Source organism: Latilactobacillus parafuchuensis (assembly GCF_055271665.1).
This window is the reverse complement of record NZ_CM143875.1, coordinates 699,417-719,716: the sequence shown is the minus strand read 5'-3', so window position 1 is coordinate 719,716 and position 20,300 is coordinate 699,417. Positions and strand designations below refer to the sequence as shown.

Here is a 20,300-nt window from a genome sequence, read left to right as displayed (position 1 = left end):
GGGTTTAACGCTAATGCTTTTTATTTAACAAGGTTAATCAGTATGTTCAAATAGTTGTAAATTATGATTTGGTTAATAAAAACGGGTCAATAGTGAAATGGTGATGAGAACAATTTAATTGTTTTGGATTAACTGTAACGGCACCCATTTGTTGAAAACAGGTAGTTCTTTTTTTGAAAATTTGTGCTAGTATATTGAGAGTAAATAAATTCAAACCATTAATTGTTTCTGTACAATACAATTGAATTGTTAATCTAAAGGAGCCGAAAATATGTCTGCAAAAATCACCGGAAAATACTCAGAAGACTGGGAAGTTGTCACGCACTTATCATTGATCTATCGTTGGATTATCAGCAATCTAAGCGATTTTGTCAGTGGTGAAAGTTTAAATTATAAAGTGTCATTTGATCAGTTTTTAATCATGTATGAAATTGCAACTAACACCGATTTAACAGGTAGTAAATTAGCCAAAACAATGAGCGTCAGCCGTTCTGCAATTTCACGTCAATGTCGTCTTTTAAAAGAAAACGGCTACGTCGTTGAAGAACATTTACAAACTGACCAACGGGTTAAATTTTTAAGTTTAACGAAACAAGGCCAAGAAGTCTTGGACCGTTTAGTGAGCCGTTATGTTGAAAAGTATCATGAAATTGAAAGCCAAATGGGTCGCGAAAAAGTGGATGGTCTATTGAGCTTTGTTGATCAATTCTATACAGAAGTCATCGAACCAAGTGAATATGAAGATAACAAGATGGGCCGGTCATTCTTGAACCGGGTTCAAAAAATGAGTGACGCTAAATAAATCGAGATTGGCTCGTGTGATAAGCTGATTAAGGTTTGATTAAAAAGGTCGTTGATTACGAAAAGTAATCAATGGCCTTTTTGCGTGTTGATCGATTGAGGGTTGTAACTTGTTATGAAATTGCTTACAATTGTGTTATTAAAGGATTGATAGGAGTCGACACCATGGAAAAAATTCTCGCAATTAATGCAGGTAGTTCTACACTGAAATGGCAATTATTTGAAATGCCAGCAGAACGAGTCATCGCTAAAGGAATGATTGATCGGTTAGGCTTACCAAATTCCGTTTTTACGGTGCAATTTGGGACCGAAAAATTTAAAGAAGTCCAAGATATCGAAACCCATAAATTAGCAGCAACGTTGTTATTGACACGTTTAAAAGAACTTGGGATTGTTGAACATTTGGAAGAAATCACCGGGGTTGGCCATCGAGTTGTCGGCGGGGGCGAGTTGTTTAAAGATTCGACCGTCATCAATGCAGTCGGGCTCGATGAAATTAATCGTTTAGCCGAATATGCGCCATTGCATAATCCAACTCAAGCTTACTACATCAAGATTTTTACGGAACTGTTACCAGAAGCACCCGAAGTGGCGGTTTTTGATACGTCGTTTTATAGTACATTGCCTAAAGAAAATTATTTGTATAGTATTCCAACTGAATATTATGAAAAATACGGCGCTCGGAAATACGGCGCTCATGGGACAAGCCACCGTTATGTTTCCCAACGGGCTGCTGAAATATTAGAAGTGCCATTAACTGAACAAAAGATGATTACCTTACATCTAGGCAGTGGGGCTTCAATCACCGCGGTTGAAAATGGAGAAGCAGTTGATACATCGATGGGCTTTACCCCACTGGCCGGGATTACGATGGGCACGCGCTCTGGCGATATCGATCCATCATTAGTGGCCTTTTTAGCGGACAAATTAGCCATCAGTATGCCTGAAATGATTAATATTTTGAACAAGAAATCTGGCTTATTAGGGTTGTCCGAATTATCACCCGATATGCGCGATTTAGAGGAGACCGCGGCAACCCGTCCACAATCCGCCTTAGCGTTGAAGATTTTTGTCAATCGCGTTGTGAAGTATGTCGGATCGTACGTTGCATTGATGAACGGAATTGATACATTGGTCTTTACGGCGGGGAGTGGCGAAAACGGCAGTGAGTTGCGGGCCGATATTTGTCAACAATTAGCTTGTTTTGGTGTAGAATTAGATGCAACCAAAAATAAAGTCCGCGGCAAAGAACAGATTATCAGTACACCAACTTCTAAGGTTAAAGTCTTAGTGGTGCCAACCAATGAAGAATTGATGATTGTGCGCGATGTCATGCGGTTAAAATAGATGGAGTGATTTAAATGCCACAAAAACCATTAGCGGAATATGAGGTCGATATTCCAAGAGTCAGTGCGCGCTTAGTTGATCAACCGGCGACCCAAGCCTTTTTTGACGGGTTAACCCCGGGATATCAACGTGAATGGGCCCGCTACGTTTACGGTGCGGTTGCTGAGGCGACGCAACAGAAGCATTTTGACGAGATGTGCCAGATTTTAACAGCCGGGTATAAATCTAAACGGGGTTATAGCCAGGCGAAGAAAAAATAAAAAAATTTTTAAAGCGTCAAAGACTTGGCAATTAAAGTCTTTGACGCTTTTTGATTGTCTTTTTTATGAAACGTTTACATTTTAAGCTTGAAATCTGAAAATGAGACCGTTATAATAAATGTCATGATAGTTAGTAAACCGTTTTACTAACCGCTAAAAAAGGGTTCGGAGGTCAGAATAATGAATATCGGAAATATATTAATTGGGTTATTGCCTATGATTGGTTGGGGCGTTTTCCCAGTATTAGTTGGTAAGTTTGGTGGTAAACCCGCCAATCAATTGATCGGAACAACTTTTGGGACGCTAATTTTAGCCATTGTGGTCATGCTTTTCCGTGGCACACCGATTCCCGAAACCAAAACATTTATCTTCTGTCTAATTTCTGGTGCTTGTTGGGCACTCGCGCAAAGTATTACATTTAAAGTTTTTGAAATGGTCGGCGTTTCACGGACGATGCCGATTACGACTGGTTTTCAATTAATTGGCGCTTCAGTTTGGGGCGTTTTGGTGTTAGGTAACTGGATCAGTTTCCAATCAAAAGTCATTGGCTTTATCGCAATTGCTTTAATTATCGTCGGTGTTTACTTGACCGCTTGGACTCAAAATAAGACGGTCGAAAGTAAATCGGCTGCGACTAAAGGTGTTTTATTATTATTAGTTGGCGAATTAGGTTACTTAGGTTATTCAGCCTTTCCACGCGCCGTTGATGCCAACGGTTTTGAAGGTTTCTTGCCACAAGCTTTAGGGATGGCAATCGTCGGGGCTGTTTTTGCACTTGCGCATACGAATAAAGACTCACATCCTTTCAGAGAAAAATCTTCTTATACTAATTTAATCAGTGGGTTATTCTTTGCCTTCGCTGCTTTAACATACTTGATTTCAGCACAACCCTCCGTTAATGGGTTAGCAACTGGTTTTGTTTTATCACAAACGAGTGTGATTGTAGCCACTGTGGGGAGTATCTTCTTCTTACATGAAAAGAAAACTAAAAAAGAAATGGTTGCAGTACTCGTTGGCCTATTATTAGTCTTGGTTGCCGGTTCTGTCACCGCGTTTATTAAATAAAAAGGGGAAATGCTATTATGCGTAAAACAAGAGTGATTAATTCACAAATTTCAAATATTATCTCAGACATGGGACATTTTGATACAATGAGTATTGGGGACGCTGGCATGCCAGTACCTGCTGATACGAAAAAAATTGATGTTTCAATCGAAAATGGTGTGCCTAGCTTCATGCAAGTTTTGGAAAATGTCTTAAGTGAATTAGAAGTACAAAAAGTTTATTTAGCCAAAGAAATGATCGACCAAAATCCAGAACAACTTGCCAACGTTAAAGCGCTAATCGGTGACACACCAATCGAATTTATCGAACACGAGCAGATGAAACAAGATCTAAGTAAGGCTAAAGCATTCGTCCGAACTGGCGAAATGACCCCTTATTCAAACATTATTTTAGAAAGTGGCGTTGTCTTTTAGCAACCAGGAGGAAAATCAAATGAAAAAAGTAATGGTGTTAGGTTCAACCAATGTTGATACAATTCTAGGCATCGAACGTTTCCCACAACCTGGTGAGACACTTGCGATGAATTCACGTTCAGTTGCCGGTGGTGGCAAGGGTGCTAACCAAGCAATCGCAGCGGTTCGCTCTGGTGCACAAACGGCCTTTATTAGCAAAATTGGTCACGAAGGCGCTGCTAATTTTATGTTAGAGACGTTTAAAAAAGACGGGATGAATATTGAGCACGTCACCATGTCAGAAACAGCTGGCACGGGTCAAGCTTACATCATGGTGGATGAAGCGGGTCAAAATAGTATTCTAATCTATGGTGGCGCCAACCAAGACGTCACAATTGATGACATTCATCAAGCAGAAGCTGATATTAAAGCAGCTGATCGAATCGTGGCACAATTTGAAGTACCCGTTCCCGCTGTCATTGAAGCCTTTAAGATTGCCCGGACTAACGGGGTTCAAACTATTTTGAACCCCGCGCCAGCGATTAAGCATATTCCCGCTGAATTATTAGCGGTGACTGACATGATTGTCCCAAATGAAACGGAAGCTGAAATCATTACTGGGATTAAAGTGACCGACCAAGCATCAATGCAACAAAATGCGGAAGCGATGTTTAAAATGGGTATCAAAGTGGTCATCATTACGGTTGGCGATAAGGGCTCATTCTATGCAACACCAGATCAAACGGGTTTTGTGCCGGCCTTCAAAGTAACTGCCGTTGATACAACTGCCGCTGGTGATACTTTCATTGGGGCACTCAGTACTCAATTAGAAATGGATTACAGCAATATTGAAGCGGCGATGACGTATGCCAATAAAGCCTCATCGATTGCTGTTCAAACTAAAGGTGCCCAAAACTCAATTCCTTATGCAAAAGATATTCAACTTTAAGACGCTATTTATTAAAACCAAACTAATCGAAAGCCGATTAGTTTGGTTTTTTGTTTAAAGTGAAGGGTATCAAGGGTATACTTTAATGGAGAACTTAACAATCGGGGGTCATTAAGTGGTACGTAAAGTAACAATTAAAGATGTTGCGGCCTTAGCGCAAACGTCAGTCACAACGGTTTCGCTGATTTTAAATCATAAAGGGCAGCGCTTTAGTCCAGAAACAATCGATCGGGTCCGCAAGGCGCAAGTTAAATTGGGGTATACGCCGGACTATTTCGCACAGAACATGGTCAATAAACAGACACGGACGATTGCGGTCTTGGTGCCGGATATTAATAATCCGTTTTTTAGTGAATTCATTCAAGGCATCGAAGAAATTGCGTACCAGCATGATTTTATTCCGCTAGTATACAGTGCCGGGACTCAAAATCAAAAAGTAAATTACTATTTGAAAGAATTAGTACGGCGCAAAGTCGATGGTTTAATTTTAGCCGTTTCTGGTTTAGATGAGGCTATTTTGCGCCAATTGGCGAGTCAACAGATGCCTTACATACTATTAGATCAGTCTGAAAAACAACACCAAAGTGATGAGATTATGGTCCAGGATTTGATTGGTGGCCAATTAGCGACTGACTATTTAATCCAACAAGGACATCGTAAAATCGGGATTATCTTGCCAGCCAATAGCGCATGGAATATTGAACAACGACTATTAGGTTATCGCAAAACATTAGCAGCCCATCAGATTACCGTTCAAGAAGATTGGATAATAAATGCCGAACTTTCTAAAAAAGGCGGTTATCAAGTAACCGACCAAGTGATTGCGAGTGGGGTGACGGCTGTTTTTGCCGTCAATGATGAATTAGCAATCGGCCTATACCGTGGCTTTGCGGAACGACAACTGCGTATTCCTGAAAACCTATCGATTGTCGGTTATGATAATGTTGATTGGTGTGAATACGTGAGTCCTAAATTGACAACGGTGAGACAACCGATATTCGAATTAGGCCAAGAAGCGGCTCGGTTGCTATTGGACCGGATTGCGGATCCTAAAAAAGCGATTCAGCAACGGATATTAGCGGTTGATTTAATTAAACGGGATAGCGTCCAAACTGTATCATCTGGGAAATAGTCGCTAGATAATTAAAAAGTAATTTTCTGAAAATATAAGACTGTAAATTAACTTGAAAACAGTGTAAAATAAGAAACGTAAACAAAAAAATAAAGTGAGGTTACTTACACATGGCTAAATTAGTATTTATTCGTCACGGACAAAGTGAATGGAACTTATCAAACCAATTTACAGGTTGGGTTGATGTTAACTTAAGCGAAGAAGGCGTTCGCCAAGCTCAAAACGCTGGTGCTTTATTGAAACAAGAAGGCATCCTTTTTGACCAAGCTTACACGTCAGTATTGACTCGTGCCATCAAGACATTACATTATGCACTTGAAGGTTCAGATCAATTATGGATTCCAGAAACTAAATCATGGCGCTTAAACGAACGTCATTATGGTGCTTTACAAGGCCAAAATAAAGCCGAAGCCGCTGAAAAATGGGGCGACGAACAAGTTCACGTTTGGCGTCGTTCATACGACACACTTCCTCCACTATTGGATGCAAGTGATGAAGGTTCAGCAGCAAACGACCGTCGTTATGCACACTTAGATCCTAAAGCTATTCCTGGTGGCGAAAACCTCAAGGTTACTTTGGAACGTGTTATCCCATTCTGGGAAGACGAAATCGCTCCAAAATTAATCGATGGCGAAAACATCATCATCGCTGCTCATGGTAACTCACTACGCGCTTTGACTAAATACATTGAAAACATCTCTGATGAAGACATCATGGACGTTGAAATGGCAACTGGCGAACCAGTTGTTTACGATTTAGACGAAAACTTAAACGTAGTAAGCAAGAAGAAATTAAACTAATAACAAGTATACAAGTAGGCTAGCCCTTCAATGGGCTAGCCTATTTTTTTGCCTGAAAATGGCAGGTTAGGACGCTTTTAGGACGCTTTTTTTCAAATATTGGAAAGACTGGTAATGAAGAGGCGCACTTTTTGCCCTAGGTGCCCTAAACGAAGTACCACAGTAAAATCGTTGTTGATACTTAACTGCCCCTGATGGTGATTTCAATCATGCAACGGGGATTAAATGATTTAACCCGAATAATAAATATATATTATTAATATGATCTGAATCGATTGATTCAGATCTATTTTCATACAGAAAGGGGTGTAATTGTTGGTGCACACGACATGTCACTGTTATTGTGGTGTGCATTTTCAGTGGGCAACAATTTTTGGTATCTTGTTAGTGACCAGTTCGATATTTATTTAGAAGGAGGAATTTACCATGGGATTATTTGGAAACATGATGGACAATGCAAAGAAGGCCGGTGTTAAGAAGTATAATGCCGATAAAAAAGCAGCTGAGCGAAAAGCTGAGAAAAAGGAAGCAAAAGTGGCTCAAGAACGCCAGGATGCCTACAATGAATGGATTGGCGATGCGGTTGATAAGGCAACGAAAGATCAATTGAAAGCTCGTTAAACGATGCCGTTATTGATGGGGTTATTCCTAAAAATCCAGCATTAAGAATTCGAATTACGGCCGATTCAAGCAAGACGAAGAGTGAAAACGACAAGTACCTATCGGACATGGACTTTGAAAAGGTAAGACATTATTTGATTAGCAAGCAATATACCTTTGACGATAGTAAGGATATGGCGCTGCTAGTGTGTGCTTACACTGGTGCTCGTATTGGCGAAGTATTAGATTTACGTTTTGGTGACATTGACGTTCAGGCCGGAACCATTAATATCGATAGTTCTTGGGATCGAGTAAATGGAATATCTAAAGCGCCGAAAACACCAAGCGGCATTCGTAAAATAAAAGTAGCAGCGACGTTGATTACCAAGCTGAAATTGTGGCAAATAATCGTTAAGAAGGAGCAGCTCAAAGTGGGCAAGCAAGGAATAGGTGACCACTTATTCCTTGATAAAAATCACTACATTTTAAACGAAACAACCACCAATTCAAGATTTAAGGTCATTCAACGTAGGTTAGGTCTTACTAAGATCATCAGTCAGCACGGGTTACGACATAACGTTGCTAGCCGTCTATTGGCGAACCACCTATCAATTGAGTATGTTTCACAATACTTGGGACATGCTAACAGCGAAATCACACGTAAGTTTTATGTGCATTTGCTGCCGGAACAAAAGGCGGTTGAAGACGTGAGATTGCTAGAGTTACTGGGATGAGGAAAAGACCGGAATGGTCTTTTTTTTGTGTAGTATAATTTCATGTATGAATAATATAGAGGAGATTCTTGGATGTTAGCTATTTTAATGATAATAATATTGGTGATTATAGTAATAACGGCCGTAATAATTATGTTGATACAAATTGGAGGTTTGGGTAATAGAAGGTATGCTAAATGGATGATTAGGTTTGGCGAATATTTCTTATGTATCAGTGCATGCCTTATTTTCATAGTTAATACTAATATTTTAGGAGAATTTAGTAATAGTGATGCCTATGTGACGAGAGAATCATTGAAAGAAATTGCTATGCAAGTAGACAAAATCGAAAGAAGATCAAATACGGAACAGTTACCAGCGTATAAAAGAGTAGATACAGAATCGACACTGTCTAAAATTAATGACATCGAGAAACAAGTAGAAAGCTCAGATGTTCAGGTTAATTTTGCTAATAAATTAATAGGGTTAATCAGTCTATGTGGAACGATTTTGATATTTAGTGGGAAGTTAATTAAGCAACGAGATGAGGAATCGAAGTGAAGCATCTCAGGATGATTGGAGACGTTAAACTTTTCACTATTAGAAAGTAATGGTATAATTAGTTTATAGTAGTTTAATGCTTCACGATTTCCCTGTAAACTAATTAGCCATTAATTTGGTGCCAGTATCATTGGCCTGCATAGGTCTCGCGACAGCCGCATTGGGATTGTCCAGTCGCGGTGGTCGATGATTGCTTCTATGATTAGATGAATATGCTCATTAGATCGTTAGGGTAGTGGTTAACATAAGATAACGACTAAACTAATGTGCAACTAAAGAGGTTGCCCTGAGTGTTAATTAATTAACTAAGAAGTCTAATCGCAATAACCTAATGCACAGGGTTTTATAACCTTTGCCTAATTAAGAGATAAACCGTATTTTTGAATTATCCTAACTTCTAAAAATAATTTGCACAGGGGGGCTCATGTTTTGAGCCTAATAATTATTTAAAGGAGCGTTAAAGATTATGAAAAAATTTTTGACAAAAGCTACTAAGTTAGGAAAAGTAGGAAAGTATACTAATGAAAATCATGTATTAAGAATATGGCATTTTCTGAAATGGATATATAAAGCATACGAAGTAATGGGTTTTATACGGTTCATGATGATTATTGCCGTGCCAATTCTAGGTGTGTTGGCACATTTTCTTTTATGGTTAGCAAGCTTCATTAGTGCTCTTCTCAATTCAGGTTTATCTCTTTTTTATTTTGCCCAAAATAGGAGATGTCTAAATGGATTTTAGCCGGTGCCCACTATATGGTGTTGAGAGTAAAAAAGAATTATCTTATCTATTAAAAGTTCCAACTGATACTTTTAAGCCAGGATACTTAGGTAAGCACTTCATTTCGGGATATTACTTAAAGAATAAAAAGAGGATTATCCATACTCCAAGCAAAGAATATAAAGCTATATTACATAGGATAAATGAATTATTGTGTTTCTGTGAAATACCATATTATGAATTTGGGGGTATTCCAGAAACCGGAACTGTTGATAATGTTGCACTACATTTAGATAACAGATATGTGCTTAGAACTGATATTAAGCACTTCTTTCCTTCGGTTAGGGGTGAAGCAGTACATAGTTTTTTCTTTCATAAATTAAAGATGTCAAAAGATTGCGCAGCAATCATTACCACCTTAGTAACTCAAATGAATAGTGAGGGACAACGTTTTTTACCACAGGGATTTCCAACAAGTTCCTTAGTTAGTTTATTTGCTTATATTGATCTATTTGAGGAATTGGCTCTATTTGCTGAGAATAACCAATTTAAATTTTCGGTATACTACGATGATATTACTTTCTCTTCTGATTATTTCATTCCAAAGAGTAACTTAAGAATTGTGAAAGATATTATTAAAAAGTATAAACTGGAGCCTCACAAAGATAAAACGATGCTCAGACATACGACTGATATCAAAATTACAGGAGTAGTACTAAATTATAATGAACTAAAAATACCACGTAGTAGGTTTATTAAACTTAATGATGGATATGGCACTTTAAAGTATATGAAAAAAAATATGAATGAATATGATTCTACGGTTATTGAGTTAGCATGTCGCAGAATGGTGGGAATTATAGCATCAATCAAAATGATAAATTCAGGCTTTAATGATGCACGATATGTGAATATAATAAATTATTTACGGAAAAGAATTGATAAGAAACAAGTTAATGATAAGGTTATGAAAAAATACAAGAATGTAAATGATTTAAAACTTGTAAAACGGTATCAGATGTAGAATGTATTTATTAAATCAGTGCCTTTTTTCAAAAAAAGCGGCAATCGGTGCGAAAAGGGCGCTATTTTCTCTCTATATTATTGATATAATAGGCTTCATAAATACATTCTGGGAAGACGAAATCGCTCCAAAATTAATCGACGGCCAAAACATCATTGTTGCCGCTCACGGTAACTCACTACGCGCTTTGACTAAATACATTGAAAACATCTCTGATGAAGACATCATGGACGTTGAAATGGCAACTGGCGAACCAGTTGTTTATGATTTAGACGAAAACTTAAACGTAGTAAGCAAGAAGAAATTAAACTAATTTAAGAGTGCTGACCACCCTGGTCAGCAACTGAGTATCATGCAAAATAAGCGCGTATCTTCCGAACTTTAGGAGATACGCGCTTATTTGTAATTAGACGGAAGAAGCTGTTTTGAATCGGAGTGGGGATGGTGCAACTAGGAGCACGTTTTAGAAATTAGAATAAGCTAGTTTTTTCATGGACGACTCTATTTTGTTGCCTAAAAATGAAATCTAACTAAATACTGAATTAATAACGCTGTGAACAGTCACATCCTGAATGGCTTAAAGAAAAGGGAGGCGTAATTAGCATGGAGTAAGGTGAATATTGAAGAAAATCTGATATCACCACATTTGATTCTTGAAAGTAAAAGAATCATTCAGGTTACATTTCCTTATCATATTTTATTCGATAATAAAGAGCGTAGGCCTGAACCAATAAATATGTAAAAACCAAAATAAGTAATGGGGCTAATGCAACCTTCATAAGTGTTAAAACAAGTAATAATGCTATAAATGCATAACTCATCAAATCGAACCCTTTAGCTTTAGCACGATTGGATATAGTAATAGTTCTTTCATCTTTATGAAGAATTTCTATTTGCTTTTGAATTTCGGGATTATTTTTAACTGATTTATTAGTGATGTAATGGTTCACGCTATGTCCAAAAATTCCACAACCAAGAGCAACGCAAATATAAAGTACAGCAAGTATAAACTGGTTTTTATTTTCTAAAGTTTTAATCAAAAATATACCACAGACGATAAGCGCAATACTGGCAACAATCAGGTAATTTTGCTTATATTTCATTTTATTATTTCTCCTCATAAATAAATATTTCCTCAATGCTCATATTAAAGTATCTTGCAATTTTAAAAGCTAGAATAATAGAGGGATTGTATCTGCCGTTTTCTAAAGATCCTATTGTTTGTCGAGATACTTCAAGGATAGAGGCTAAATCTTCTTGTTTAATGCCTTCTTGCTTTCGCAATGTTTCTAAGTGGTTTTTCACGATATTCTTCTTTCTATTTATGGAAAGCTAGCTTTTCTTTTTATACGTTCAATGTATCATTAAGATATTATGGTGTCAAGCTTACTTTCCCTATCTTGTCAAAATATGTGGGTCACGTTCACCCATATAACTATTTCAAGAAGTGGGACATTAGTTCTAGTTGATGGTTCATAATTATTTAAAAATCGTTGGTATTTATGCATTCAAATTGTATCATTCGGCTAGATTATTCTAGATACTAGAAACGAAATTAGATTAGCTTGTATAAATCTTAGAAATCGATTAAGATATAATAATAATAATTCTAATCTTTGACACGAGGTGATGTCTTTTGGAATATTTGAAACTTTTAGGAATTGCGATTATTGTCATTGGTTTTGCATTGAAGTGGGATACTGTTGCGGTAGTTGTCATTGCCGCGATTGCAACTGGATTGTTCTCAGGGATGGGGGTCCCTGAACTATTATCGACACTGGGCAAAAGCTTCGTCGATAATCGAATGGTTTCCTTATTCTTTTTAACATTACCGATGATTGGATTGGTCGAAAGTGCTGGTTTAAAGGAAGTTGCGGTGAGTTCGATTAAGAAATTGAAGAAACTGACACCCGGCTGGATTTTAAATATTTACTTAGTGATTCGTGAGCTAACCGGTATTTTTGGGATCTCTTTGCAAGGGCAAGTACAATTTGTGCGGCCTTTAATTGCACCGATGGTGACTGCTGCAGCCGAGATGAAACACAAACTTTCACCTGAAGAAAAGGACCTGATCAAAGGGCGTTCAGCTGCTGTTGATAACTTAGGTAACTTTTTTACACAGAATTTATTTGTTGCTTCGGGCAGTGTCTTATTAATTGTGAGTACAATGAAATCGCTTAATTACCCAGTGCTGTCAACGCAGATTGTCATGTATAGTATTCCCGTCGCCCTTGTGACGTTGATTGTGGTCGGTATTTATAATTTGCTATTTGATAAGAAATTAAAGAATCAGGCTAAGAAGGGCGGCAAACAGCATGATTAATCTCATTTTGACAGTAATGTATGTCTGTATCGGCTCTATGATGGGTTTGGCAGCAATCGAATCATTTCGTGATCAAACTAATCCAGCGCGTATTGGAACGGGGCTCTTTTGGAGCCTGATGGCGATTATTTTTGCTTTTGCTGACCTCATTCCGAGTTTAGTGATCGGGATTCTAATTGTAATTATTGGCTTACTAGCGTTATTTAAACAAATCCGTGTTGGTTCCGTGACTCAAGTAAACCCTAAGCAAGCCGCAGCCGGCGCACAGAAGTTAGGGCTATTGATTTTTGTACCCAGTATCGTGCTCGCGATGGTCTCGATTTGCATCACTCAGTTTACTAATTTAGGTGGGCAAGTTGGTATTGGTATTGGCGCAATCACCTCGTTTTTACTCGCCTTAATACTAACTAGGTCTTCTGGTCGTCAGGTTTATCATGATACGCAAAGGATGGTGCGTTCGATTGGCACGGCTGGCGTTTTACCTCAACTTTTAGCAACGCTAGGCGCGGTATTTACCATCGCTGGCGTCGGGACGTTGACAGCCAAATTAATCGCTGATATTTTTCCTGCAGGAAATCACTTAGGTGGTGTCATTCTATATTGTGTTGCGATGGCCATCTTTACAGCTATTATGGGTAATGGATTTGCGGCATTTGCCGTCATAACTGCTGCCATTGGGATCCCATTTGTTGTTGTCCAAGGTGGGAACCCGGCAGTGGTTGCTGCAATCGGGATGACATCTGGATATTGTGGGACTTTAATCACACCGATGGCTGCTAACTTTAATAGTTTACCGGTTGCGCTAATGGAAATTAAAGATCAGATGGCGGTTATCAAACAGCAAGCCCCGATTGCGGTTATTCTGTTAGTGATTCAAATTGCCTTAATGTATCTGCTTGCTTTTTAAAAATAGAAGGGAAGTTTTTAGATGAAAATTTTAGTAACTGGTTTTGACCCATTTGGGGATGACCTGATTAATCCTGCAATTGAAGCAGTTAAACAACTACCTGATGAAATTAGTGGCGCGGAAATTATTAAGCTAGAGATTCCAACGAAATTTAATGTTTCAGCCCAAGTTGTTCACGATGCAATCGAACAACATCAACCTGATTATGTCTTAAATATTGGACAAGCAGGTGGACGCTTTGCTTTAACCCCAGAACGGATTGCGATTAATTTAGATGACGGCCGAATTGAAGATAATGCTGGCTACCAGCCTTTCAATCATACGATTCATGAAGACGGCCAAACGGCTTACTTTACACAGCTACCCGTTAAGGCGATGGCTCAAGCAATTCGCGAGGCCGGCTTGCCAGCCGAGGTTTCCAATACCGCAGGCACGTATGTTTGCAACCATATTATGTATCAAGTGCAGTATATGCGGGATAAAGAATTTCCACAGATTAAGGCTGGTTTTATGCATATTCCATTCTTACCTGAACAGGTGACTAGTCGTCCAGAGACACCTTCATTATCTTTGGCAGACGATGTTAGAGGCATTAGTGCAGCATTATCAGCAATTGTCGCACGTGATGGACAAGCAGATGTTATGACGGTTGAAGGGAAAACGCATTAAGAAACTAAATTTGTAGGACACCTAAAAAAGTGAATAAAAGAGATTTAATCTTAAAAAGAGCGCCCACATTTCTTGTGAGCGCTCTTTTTTGCTAGAACTTAGCGACTAACTTGCCCAACACCTGATGATTCTGAATAGCGCTGGACGCCTTTATGTAAAGTTTGGCTAATGACAATTATGGGGGATGTATCATGATTATACACTTATAATCTAAAAGGTTATTAAACATCACTCGGAAAAATTGTGTGTTGTAGAGGTGTGTGGGTCTAAAATGATGTCCTGGGAAATAGAGGCCAGACTATTTGTTAGCAACACCAGTAATGGATACTAATTGGCTGAGATAACAGCTTTGCAAGCAACTGTGTCCAGTAATTAGCCAAAGGCAAGGACGGCTGTCTTGGCAATCGAAGCGGTATCGGGTATGCTAAAAATAAAGCGAGAAAGGCGGTATCAGATATGGAATTTGGTGAACAACTGAAAAAGATTCGAACCATACAACAGCTGACTCAGGCGCAGTTCGCGGTTCGCATCAATGTGACTAGGCAAGCTGTTTCAAATTGGGAGAATAATCGAAATTTACCGGACTTAGAAATGGTGATTCTGATAGCGACTATTTTTAACCTGTCACTTGATGAATTAATTTTAGGAGGAACGCATGTGAATAATATGACTGAAAAACTAATTAAAGATGGTCGTGAAACCAGACGCGCGAAGTTTAACTTAATAACGGTACTGATTGGCGCTTTTCTCTTAATTCTCGGCGTTGTTTGTTTTCTGATTAAGGGTAATTCAGTAGAGTATGTCGATTCAACTGGGCTTTTACACGAGAATTTCTATTTGTTACCGATTGGTTTTGCTTTCCTGTTTGCTGGGCTGATGGTGTTTGCGGTAATGGGCTTAAAAACGTTAGTCGGGATTTTTAGAACAAAAAAATAGAGATAACTTAAAAGATGTTCACGATTTGGTGAAGGTCTTTTTTTTAGCTGTTATAATTGTCGGGCGCTGTTGATAATAACTTCAGGATGACAGCGAATAGCGATTTTTTAGAAATTGATAGGTGTCCGCCAAGTCCTTAAGAATATGACGATAGACTTAGAGGTCTTATTATAGATATAATTATATTTTTATTATATAATTGAGTACAACCTTTATTTTAGAATGTGTGATTGATTAGGAGGAGACAATATGACTAAAGACACCTTTACAAAGAAATTCTGGCTTTCGATACTAATTAACTTTGGTGGGATGTTAGCGGTTCTAACGCTGGCTCGCCAAGTTGCCGGAAACAGTGGCGTCATTTATTTAACAATTGCATCACTCTGGTTTATTTTCTTGTTATTCTTTAACTTAAAACTATTTGGTGGTTATGTTGCCGCCCAATGGCACGAGTTTGCAAAGAATAAATGGCGTAATATACTCTACGTTGTGATTGTTTTGGTTCTTTTGGAAGTGGCTGTTACGGTCGCAAATCTTTATTTCCATCAATTTATACCATCGGCTAAGTCGGCTGGTATTGTGCAATATGAATTTTCAACGGTGACAATCGTGGGAACGTTGTGGGGGATTGTAGGCGGTCTGGGTGATTTAGTGGCCGCTTTTGTTGAAGAGTTAGCTTACCGTCATGAGTCCATGTACGTCTTCAAATCTAAAGGGAAAGTACTGACCGGGATCATGGTGATTGTTTCTAGTTTACTTTTTGGATTCAGCCATTATTATAACTTTAACGGCAGTTTAATTGCGACCATGCCGTATGTGATTGCCGGTGTGGTTCTCTCGTTAAGCTATTTACTAAGTAAGAATTTTTGGGTACCGACATTGGCCCATCTGCTATTTAATAGTTTGTCGATTCTATCCGCATTAGTGCTTTTAGGGATTCAGTTAGTTGATGTTATTCGATAAGCTATTATTAGATTGGTATACGATAAGACCCTTCTGCCTTTTGTCAGGCAGCGAGGTCTTATTTTTTTAAGTTAAAACACTTGCTATAAAGTGCACTCCAAGGTTTAGACTAAGGCTAACTTAAATTGAAGGTGGTTTTAGAGATGAAATTATTAGTATTAGCAGCCAATGGTCAAATTGCTCGGATTGTAACCAATCGAATTTTAACGGAATCCACTTTTAAAGAGATTGAATTGACGTTGGTGTTACGACAAGCTAGTCGGTTAGCGGTGCTAGCGGATAATCCGCGGATCACGATAGTCGAAGGTGATTTGACGGATGAAGCGTTGATCAACCGGGTGGTGGTCGGGCAAGATTTCGTTTACATTGCGGTCGTGGATCATGGCGTGACGAATGCTACGACTAAGCATGTGATTCAAGCGATGCAAGCTAACGGGGTTACTCGCGTGATTAGTACGAATATTTTAGGGATTTATGGCGAAGTGCCAGGAGAATTTGGCCGTTGGAATTTATCAATGGTCGAAAGTGGCCTACAAGCTGCGATTCGCGCAGATCAACTACTGGCAACATCGGGTTTAGCCTATACGACGTTACGCTTGCCTTGGTTAAATGATCGTGACGAGATTAAATATGACGTGACAATGCGTCATGAACCCTTCATCGGCGTATCGGGGTCGCGCCAAAGCGTTGCAGATTTAGTCTTGAAAATTATCGCAGATCCTGATTATGGGACCAAGGATAGTTTAGGACTAGCCGATCCGGAGACACAGGGATTAGATCGTCCGGTTTATTAAAAAAATATCTAAATCGTTAATTCTAATCAGCGACCTGCAAGCGTATAATTGAGACAAATTGCTGAATTGTTTTTAGCGAAAATGAGGAATGAACAAAACGCGACAATCGGTTTTTCATTAATGTAGGCTGTCGAAAAGTAACGCCAAAATGAAAACTAATTTGTAGGAGATGTTAATGATGAAAGCAACTATTTTTGTTAAACTAGGTGAGGTTCAATTACAAGAAACACCAAAACCAAAAATTGAAAAAGCGACCGATGCGATTATTAAAGTCATTCGGGCTTGTGTCTGTGGTTCGGATTTATGGTGGTATCGTGGACTCGCTAAACGGGAGGCTAACTCGTTGGTGGGGCACGAAGCGATAGGGATTGTTGAATCGGTTGGTTCAGAGGTTACCGATATTCAAGTCGGCGATTTTGTGATTGCGCCCTTTACACACGGGTGCGGCCACTGCGCAGCTTGTCTTGCGGGTTTTGACGGTAATTGTACGAATCGTGAAGAGGGCGGTAACGGCGGTTATCAAGGTGAATATTTACGATTCACTAATGCGAATTGGGCGCTCGTTAAGATTCCAGGCCAACCTAGCGATTACAGCCAAGAACAGCTCGATTCATTATTGGCACTCTCTGATGTGATGGCAACTGGCTACCACGCGGCAGTGACGGCTGAGGTCAAGGTTGGAGATACTGTCGTTGTGATGGGCGATGGGGCTGTCGGTCTATGTGGCGTGATTGCAGCCAAATTATTAGGGGCAACTCGGATTATCGCAATGAGCCGCCATGCTGATCGACAAGTCTTAGCCCGTGAATTTGGGACAACCGATATTGTGGCTGAACGTGGTGATGAAGCCGTTCAACGCGTATTAGAATTGACTGAACAGGCGGGTGCTGATGCCGTTTTAGAATGTGTTGGGACCGAACAATCAGTCGCAACCGCTGTTCAAGTTGGCCGCCCCGGCGCATTAGTCGGTCGGGTAGGTGTACCACAAAAAGCCGAAATGAATACGAATCAATTATTTTGGCGAAATATTGGGTTACGCGGGGGGATTGCTTCGGTCACTACCTATGATAAAGCCGTATTGCTCGAAGCGGTTCTCAGCGGTCAAATTAACCCAGGGAAAGTATTCACACAACGGTTTGAATTGGCCGATGTCCAAAAGGCTTATCAAGCAATGGATCAACGAATAGCGATTAAATCGTTGTTGGTGGTTGCGGAAGGATAAATCGTTAGAGTCGGATTAAACACAGTTAGGGCAATTAATATTATAGATGGTTGTAAAACAAACTCAGGATGTTCTGAGTTTGTTTTTTTGTATAAAAGCTGACATTAATCGATTAATTGCACTTTTTTGTGCAAAACTAATTCTGTTATAATACACAGGTGCTGTTAATATTAGTGTTGTAGAAAGGGGTAAATACGAGATGAGATCGTATCTGATTCTAAAAGCATTGGCCAATACTAAGGATTACATACCGATTACCTTTTTTATGGAACAACTACAGGTTTCAAAACGAACCATTCAGAATGAATTTGTCTATTTAAAAAAGGTAGCTGACCTGAATGGTTATATGATTCGTGTTTCTTATGGGAAAGGTTACTTTCTAGAAGTGTTTAATCAAGATAAGTTCAACCATTTTCTAGAGCAGATGACCGTTGGAGAAGCTATTACTAATAAAGAACAATTAATTTCTGAAATACTAAGTTGTTTATTAAGTACTTCGCAAAATTATGTGACAACTAGCCAGTTAGCAGATTTATTGGGAATTAGTCGAAGTTCATTGTCCACAGAAATGGAAACGGTTTCAAATTATTTGGGGTCATATTCGTTACAATTAGAACGAAAAAGTCATTATGGGGTCCGCATCATTGGTGATTCTAAAGATATTCGTCGATTAATGTTGGACCTTTATTTAAAAGGCGACAAATCTTTTAAAGAAATAGTTGATCAGTGTGCGGGGAACTTTGATGAATATGAACGGTTGGTAGAGGATTATATTCGTTTAAATCAAATACGGATTGGTTATTATGAATTTCAAATGTTAATCGGTTGGCTAAAAGTTTTTGTGCTATTTTCTAAAAGGCGTGTAACGGTTTCTAAATTAATGCACCAAACAAGTGGATTAATTGATTATGAAATAAATCAAGAACAGTTAGAGCAAGTACTGCTCTGTTTACAAGAACAATTTGAAATCAGTGTGACGACCGCTGATGTAGCGGAATTTAGAGCGTTCATCCAAAGCAATTTCCAAAAAAAAGGTCAAATTGAAAATCGTCGAGAATTAAAATCTTTTAAACAGGATTTAATCGCGTTTTTTACAGAAATGGATTTGAGAAACCATACGGATTATAGTCAAGATAAAGAATTTTTAGAACAAATAACAACACACTTATCATTCCTACTGGATCGAATTGATCAAAAAATTATTTATAAGAATCCATTGTTATTAGAATTATGTATTCGATATCCGTTAGTTTTTGATATTGTTTTAAAATTCTCTTCATTCTTACAAGTTAAGTTCGGGTATGAAATTTCTAACGATGAATTGGGATTTATTGCGGTTCACTTTTTGAATCATACTGAAAAAGAGAAGAATAAACGGATTAATCAATATGAAAGAATTGCCGTCATCTGTACGACTGGTGGAGGTGTGAGCAATTTAATTCGAACCCAGATATTAGGGATATTTCCAAATGCTAATGTTAAGGCATTTTCATTTTGGGAGGAGGTTGATTTAAAGGAATTTCAACCAAATCTAGTTTTTTCAGTCGTGCCACTTAAACAAGCACCAAATGTACCAACTATATATATTAAAGAGCTATTATCTAATCGCGATATCAAAAATATTCGACAGGTACTTTGTAATCAGAAAATAGAGCAACGAAAAAGCGCACCAATTGACGTTTCTCACGACTATCTCGAATTGTTGAAGCCGACACTATTTTCAGTTGAAACGGCCAAAAATTATGATGAATTAATTAAAAAAATGGCTTTAAAAATGATTACTCAAGGATACGGGGATGATGGGTTTCAGAAAAATGTTGATCAAAGAGAACGCTATATGAGTACTGTCTACAACCATGGGATTGCGATGCCACATCCGATTGAAATGAAAGGTCGAAAAAGTGCAATTGCAGTCGCGGTTGTAAAACCAGAATTAAATGTTGGAACACACAAAGTTCGATTGGTATTTATGGTCTGTTTAGCAAAAGACGATTTCCATTACTACAGTGGTATTTCTAATGGTTTGTTTCAGTTAATGCAAGATGAAAGTAAAATTAGTGATATTTATAATACCCCGGAATTACAAAATATTATTAATATTCTAAAGGAAATGGAATGATA

Annotated in this window: 22 protein-coding genes and 1 pseudogene; 21 read left to right on the top strand and 2 right to left on the bottom strand. The window is 38.5% G+C overall.

From position 1 onward, the window contains the following. Positions 1 to 271 precede the first annotated feature (271 nt). The 13 genes and pseudogenes from ACVPPQ_RS03800 to ACVPPQ_RS03740 all read left to right on the top strand — a co-directional run. Positions 272 to 802, top strand: a complete 531-nt coding sequence (locus tag ACVPPQ_RS03800) for a MarR family winged helix-turn-helix transcriptional regulator (protein WP_463495803.1) — start codon at positions 272 to 274, stop codon at positions 800 to 802. A gap of 164 nt (positions 803 to 966) precedes the next feature. Beyond that, positions 967 to 2,148 (top strand): acetate/propionate family kinase, encoded by a 1,182-nt coding sequence (locus ACVPPQ_RS03795; RefSeq protein ID WP_463495802.1) that lies wholly within the window; start codon positions 967 to 969, stop codon positions 2,146 to 2,148. A gap of 14 nt (positions 2,149 to 2,162) precedes the next feature. Then, positions 2,163 to 2,408 (top strand): YdeI/OmpD-associated family protein, encoded by a 246-nt coding sequence (locus ACVPPQ_RS03790; RefSeq protein WP_463495799.1) that lies wholly within the window; start codon positions 2,163 to 2,165, stop codon positions 2,406 to 2,408. 180 nt (positions 2,409 to 2,588) lie between these two features. Continuing rightward, on the top strand, positions 2,589 to 3,473 hold the full coding sequence (gene rbsU / locus ACVPPQ_RS03785; RefSeq protein WP_463495797.1) for a ribose/proton symporter RbsU: 885 nt from the start codon (positions 2,589 to 2,591) through the stop codon (positions 3,471 to 3,473). A 17-nt stretch (positions 3,474 to 3,490) separates the two neighbouring features. Further along, positions 3,491 to 3,886, top strand: a complete 396-nt coding sequence (gene rbsD / locus ACVPPQ_RS03780) for a D-ribose pyranase (RefSeq protein WP_254680388.1) — start codon at positions 3,491 to 3,493, stop codon at positions 3,884 to 3,886. 19 nt (positions 3,887 to 3,905) lie between these two features. Then, a complete protein-coding gene (gene rbsK, locus ACVPPQ_RS03775) occupies positions 3,906 to 4,814 on the top strand; it encodes a ribokinase (RefSeq protein WP_463495795.1) in 909 nt (302 codons plus the stop codon). A gap of 115 nt (positions 4,815 to 4,929) precedes the next feature. Beyond that, positions 4,930 to 5,946, top strand: coding sequence for a ribose utilization transcriptional repressor RbsR (gene rbsR / locus ACVPPQ_RS03770; RefSeq protein ID WP_463495793.1), 1,017 nt, complete (start codon positions 4,930 to 4,932; stop codon positions 5,944 to 5,946). A gap of 110 nt (positions 5,947 to 6,056) precedes the next feature. Further along, positions 6,057 to 6,746 (top strand): 2,3-diphosphoglycerate-dependent phosphoglycerate mutase, encoded by a 690-nt coding sequence (locus tag ACVPPQ_RS03765; RefSeq protein ID WP_025083713.1) that lies wholly within the window; start codon positions 6,057 to 6,059, stop codon positions 6,744 to 6,746. 426 nt (positions 6,747 to 7,172) lie between these two features. Beyond that, positions 7,173 to 7,367, top strand: a complete 195-nt coding sequence (locus ACVPPQ_RS03760; protein ID WP_463495792.1) for a hypothetical protein — start codon at positions 7,173 to 7,175, stop codon at positions 7,365 to 7,367. Positions 7,368 to 7,474: 107 nt separating this feature from the next. Further along, positions 7,475 to 8,080, top strand: coding sequence for a site-specific integrase (locus tag ACVPPQ_RS03755; RefSeq protein WP_463495790.1), 606 nt, complete (start codon positions 7,475 to 7,477; stop codon positions 8,078 to 8,080). 72 nt (positions 8,081 to 8,152) lie between these two features. Then, the gene (locus tag ACVPPQ_RS03750; RefSeq protein ID WP_463495789.1) at positions 8,153 to 8,620 is read left to right on the top strand and encodes a hypothetical protein; all 468 of its coding nucleotides are present in this window, start codon (positions 8,153 to 8,155) and stop codon (positions 8,618 to 8,620) included. A 731-nt stretch (positions 8,621 to 9,351) separates the two neighbouring features. Beyond that, entirely contained in the window at positions 9,352 to 10,365 is a 1,014-nt protein-coding gene (locus ACVPPQ_RS03745; protein ID WP_463495787.1) for a reverse transcriptase family protein, read from the top strand. Positions 10,366 to 10,471: 106 nt separating this feature from the next. Then, a pseudogene (locus ACVPPQ_RS03740) lies at positions 10,472 to 10,678 on the top strand (2,3-bisphosphoglycerate-dependent phosphoglycerate mutase); the annotation flags it as partial. A gap of 364 nt (positions 10,679 to 11,042) precedes the next feature. On the opposite strand, the gene ACVPPQ_RS03735 reads toward ACVPPQ_RS03740, so the two are convergent. Next, the gene (locus ACVPPQ_RS03735; protein WP_463495786.1) at positions 11,043 to 11,468 is read right to left on the bottom strand and encodes a DUF6442 family protein; all 426 of its coding nucleotides are present in this window, start codon (positions 11,466 to 11,468) and stop codon (positions 11,043 to 11,045) included. A 4-nt stretch (positions 11,469 to 11,472) separates the two neighbouring features. Continuing rightward, positions 11,473 to 11,670, bottom strand: coding sequence for a helix-turn-helix transcriptional regulator (locus ACVPPQ_RS03730; protein ID WP_463495784.1), 198 nt, complete (start codon positions 11,668 to 11,670; stop codon positions 11,473 to 11,475). A 331-nt stretch (positions 11,671 to 12,001) separates the two neighbouring features. On the opposite strand from ACVPPQ_RS03730, the gene ACVPPQ_RS03725 reads away from it, so the two are divergent. The 8 genes from ACVPPQ_RS03725 to ACVPPQ_RS03690 all read left to right on the top strand — a co-directional run bounded on the left by ACVPPQ_RS03725 (position 12,002) and on the right by ACVPPQ_RS03690 (position 20,298). Continuing rightward, complete coding sequence (locus tag ACVPPQ_RS03725) at positions 12,002 to 12,688, top strand: DUF969 domain-containing protein (RefSeq protein WP_463495783.1); 687 nt, start codon at positions 12,002 to 12,004, stop codon at positions 12,686 to 12,688. Beyond that, positions 12,681 to 13,595 (top strand): DUF979 domain-containing protein, encoded by a 915-nt coding sequence (locus ACVPPQ_RS03720; protein WP_463495782.1) that lies wholly within the window; start codon positions 12,681 to 12,683, stop codon positions 13,593 to 13,595. Before ACVPPQ_RS03725 ends, ACVPPQ_RS03720 begins: the two co-directional genes overlap by 8 nt. A gap of 21 nt (positions 13,596 to 13,616) precedes the next feature. Further along, positions 13,617 to 14,264, top strand: a complete 648-nt coding sequence (pcp, locus tag ACVPPQ_RS03715) for a pyroglutamyl-peptidase I (RefSeq protein ID WP_463495780.1) — start codon at positions 13,617 to 13,619, stop codon at positions 14,262 to 14,264. A gap of 456 nt (positions 14,265 to 14,720) precedes the next feature. Next, positions 14,721 to 15,200, top strand: coding sequence for a DUF3955 domain-containing protein (locus ACVPPQ_RS03710; protein ID WP_106482876.1), 480 nt, complete (start codon positions 14,721 to 14,723; stop codon positions 15,198 to 15,200). A 249-nt stretch (positions 15,201 to 15,449) separates the two neighbouring features. After that, complete coding sequence (locus tag ACVPPQ_RS03705) at positions 15,450 to 16,163, top strand: CPBP family intramembrane glutamic endopeptidase (protein WP_106482877.1); 714 nt, start codon at positions 15,450 to 15,452, stop codon at positions 16,161 to 16,163. 143 nt (positions 16,164 to 16,306) lie between these two features. Then, entirely contained in the window at positions 16,307 to 16,957 is a 651-nt protein-coding gene (locus ACVPPQ_RS03700) for an NAD(P)H-binding protein (protein WP_463495778.1), read from the top strand. A 178-nt stretch (positions 16,958 to 17,135) separates the two neighbouring features. Further along, on the top strand, positions 17,136 to 18,179 hold the full coding sequence (locus tag ACVPPQ_RS03695; protein WP_463495777.1) for a zinc-dependent alcohol dehydrogenase family protein: 1,044 nt from the start codon (positions 17,136 to 17,138) through the stop codon (positions 18,177 to 18,179). A 265-nt stretch (positions 18,180 to 18,444) separates the two neighbouring features. Further along, positions 18,445 to 20,298: a BglG family transcription antiterminator gene (locus tag ACVPPQ_RS03690; protein WP_463495775.1), complete on the top strand. Its 1,854-nt coding sequence runs from the start codon at positions 18,445 to 18,447 to the stop codon at positions 20,296 to 20,298. Positions 20,299 to 20,300 lie beyond the last annotated feature (2 nt).

Excerpts from the sequence above, each read along its gene's own strand:
- rbsK (WP_463495795.1), top strand. The coding sequence starts at position 3,906 with ATGAAAAAAGTAATGGTGTTAGGTTCAACCAATGTTGATACAATTCTA.
- ACVPPQ_RS03710 (WP_106482876.1), top strand. The coding sequence starts at position 14,721 with ATGGAATTTGGTGAACAACTGAAAAAGATTCGAACCATACAACAGCTG.
- rbsU (WP_463495797.1), top strand. The coding sequence starts at position 2,589 with ATGAATATCGGAAATATATTAATTGGGTTATTGCCTATGATTGGTTGG.
- ACVPPQ_RS03695 (WP_463495777.1), top strand. The coding sequence starts at position 17,136 with ATGAAAGCAACTATTTTTGTTAAACTAGGTGAGGTTCAATTACAAGAA.
- ACVPPQ_RS03690 (WP_463495775.1), top strand. The coding sequence starts at position 18,445 with ATGGAACAACTACAGGTTTCAAAACGAACCATTCAGAATGAATTTGTC.
- ACVPPQ_RS03720 (WP_463495782.1), top strand. The coding sequence starts at position 12,681 with ATGATTAATCTCATTTTGACAGTAATGTATGTCTGTATCGGCTCTATG.
- ACVPPQ_RS03795 (WP_463495802.1), top strand. The coding sequence starts at position 967 with ATGGAAAAAATTCTCGCAATTAATGCAGGTAGTTCTACACTGAAATGG.
- pcp (WP_463495780.1), top strand. The coding sequence starts at position 13,617 with ATGAAAATTTTAGTAACTGGTTTTGACCCATTTGGGGATGACCTGATT.
- ACVPPQ_RS03750 (WP_463495789.1), top strand. The coding sequence starts at position 8,153 with ATGTTAGCTATTTTAATGATAATAATATTGGTGATTATAGTAATAACG.
- ACVPPQ_RS03800 (WP_463495803.1), top strand. The coding sequence starts at position 272 with ATGTCTGCAAAAATCACCGGAAAATACTCAGAAGACTGGGAAGTTGTC.
- ACVPPQ_RS03735 (WP_463495786.1), bottom strand. The coding sequence starts at position 11,468 with ATGAAATATAAGCAAAATTACCTGATTGTTGCCAGTATTGCGCTTATC.
- ACVPPQ_RS03745 (WP_463495787.1), top strand. The coding sequence starts at position 9,352 with ATGGATTTTAGCCGGTGCCCACTATATGGTGTTGAGAGTAAAAAAGAA.
- ACVPPQ_RS03705 (WP_106482877.1), top strand. The coding sequence starts at position 15,450 with ATGACTAAAGACACCTTTACAAAGAAATTCTGGCTTTCGATACTAATT.
- ACVPPQ_RS03755 (WP_463495790.1), top strand. The coding sequence starts at position 7,475 with ATGGACTTTGAAAAGGTAAGACATTATTTGATTAGCAAGCAATATACC.
- ACVPPQ_RS03700 (WP_463495778.1), top strand. The coding sequence starts at position 16,307 with ATGAAATTATTAGTATTAGCAGCCAATGGTCAAATTGCTCGGATTGTA.
- ACVPPQ_RS03760 (WP_463495792.1), top strand. The coding sequence starts at position 7,173 with ATGGGATTATTTGGAAACATGATGGACAATGCAAAGAAGGCCGGTGTT.
- rbsD (WP_254680388.1), top strand. The coding sequence starts at position 3,491 with ATGCGTAAAACAAGAGTGATTAATTCACAAATTTCAAATATTATCTCA.
- ACVPPQ_RS03765 (WP_025083713.1), top strand. The coding sequence starts at position 6,057 with ATGGCTAAATTAGTATTTATTCGTCACGGACAAAGTGAATGGAACTTA.
- ACVPPQ_RS03790 (WP_463495799.1), top strand. The coding sequence starts at position 2,163 with ATGCCACAAAAACCATTAGCGGAATATGAGGTCGATATTCCAAGAGTC.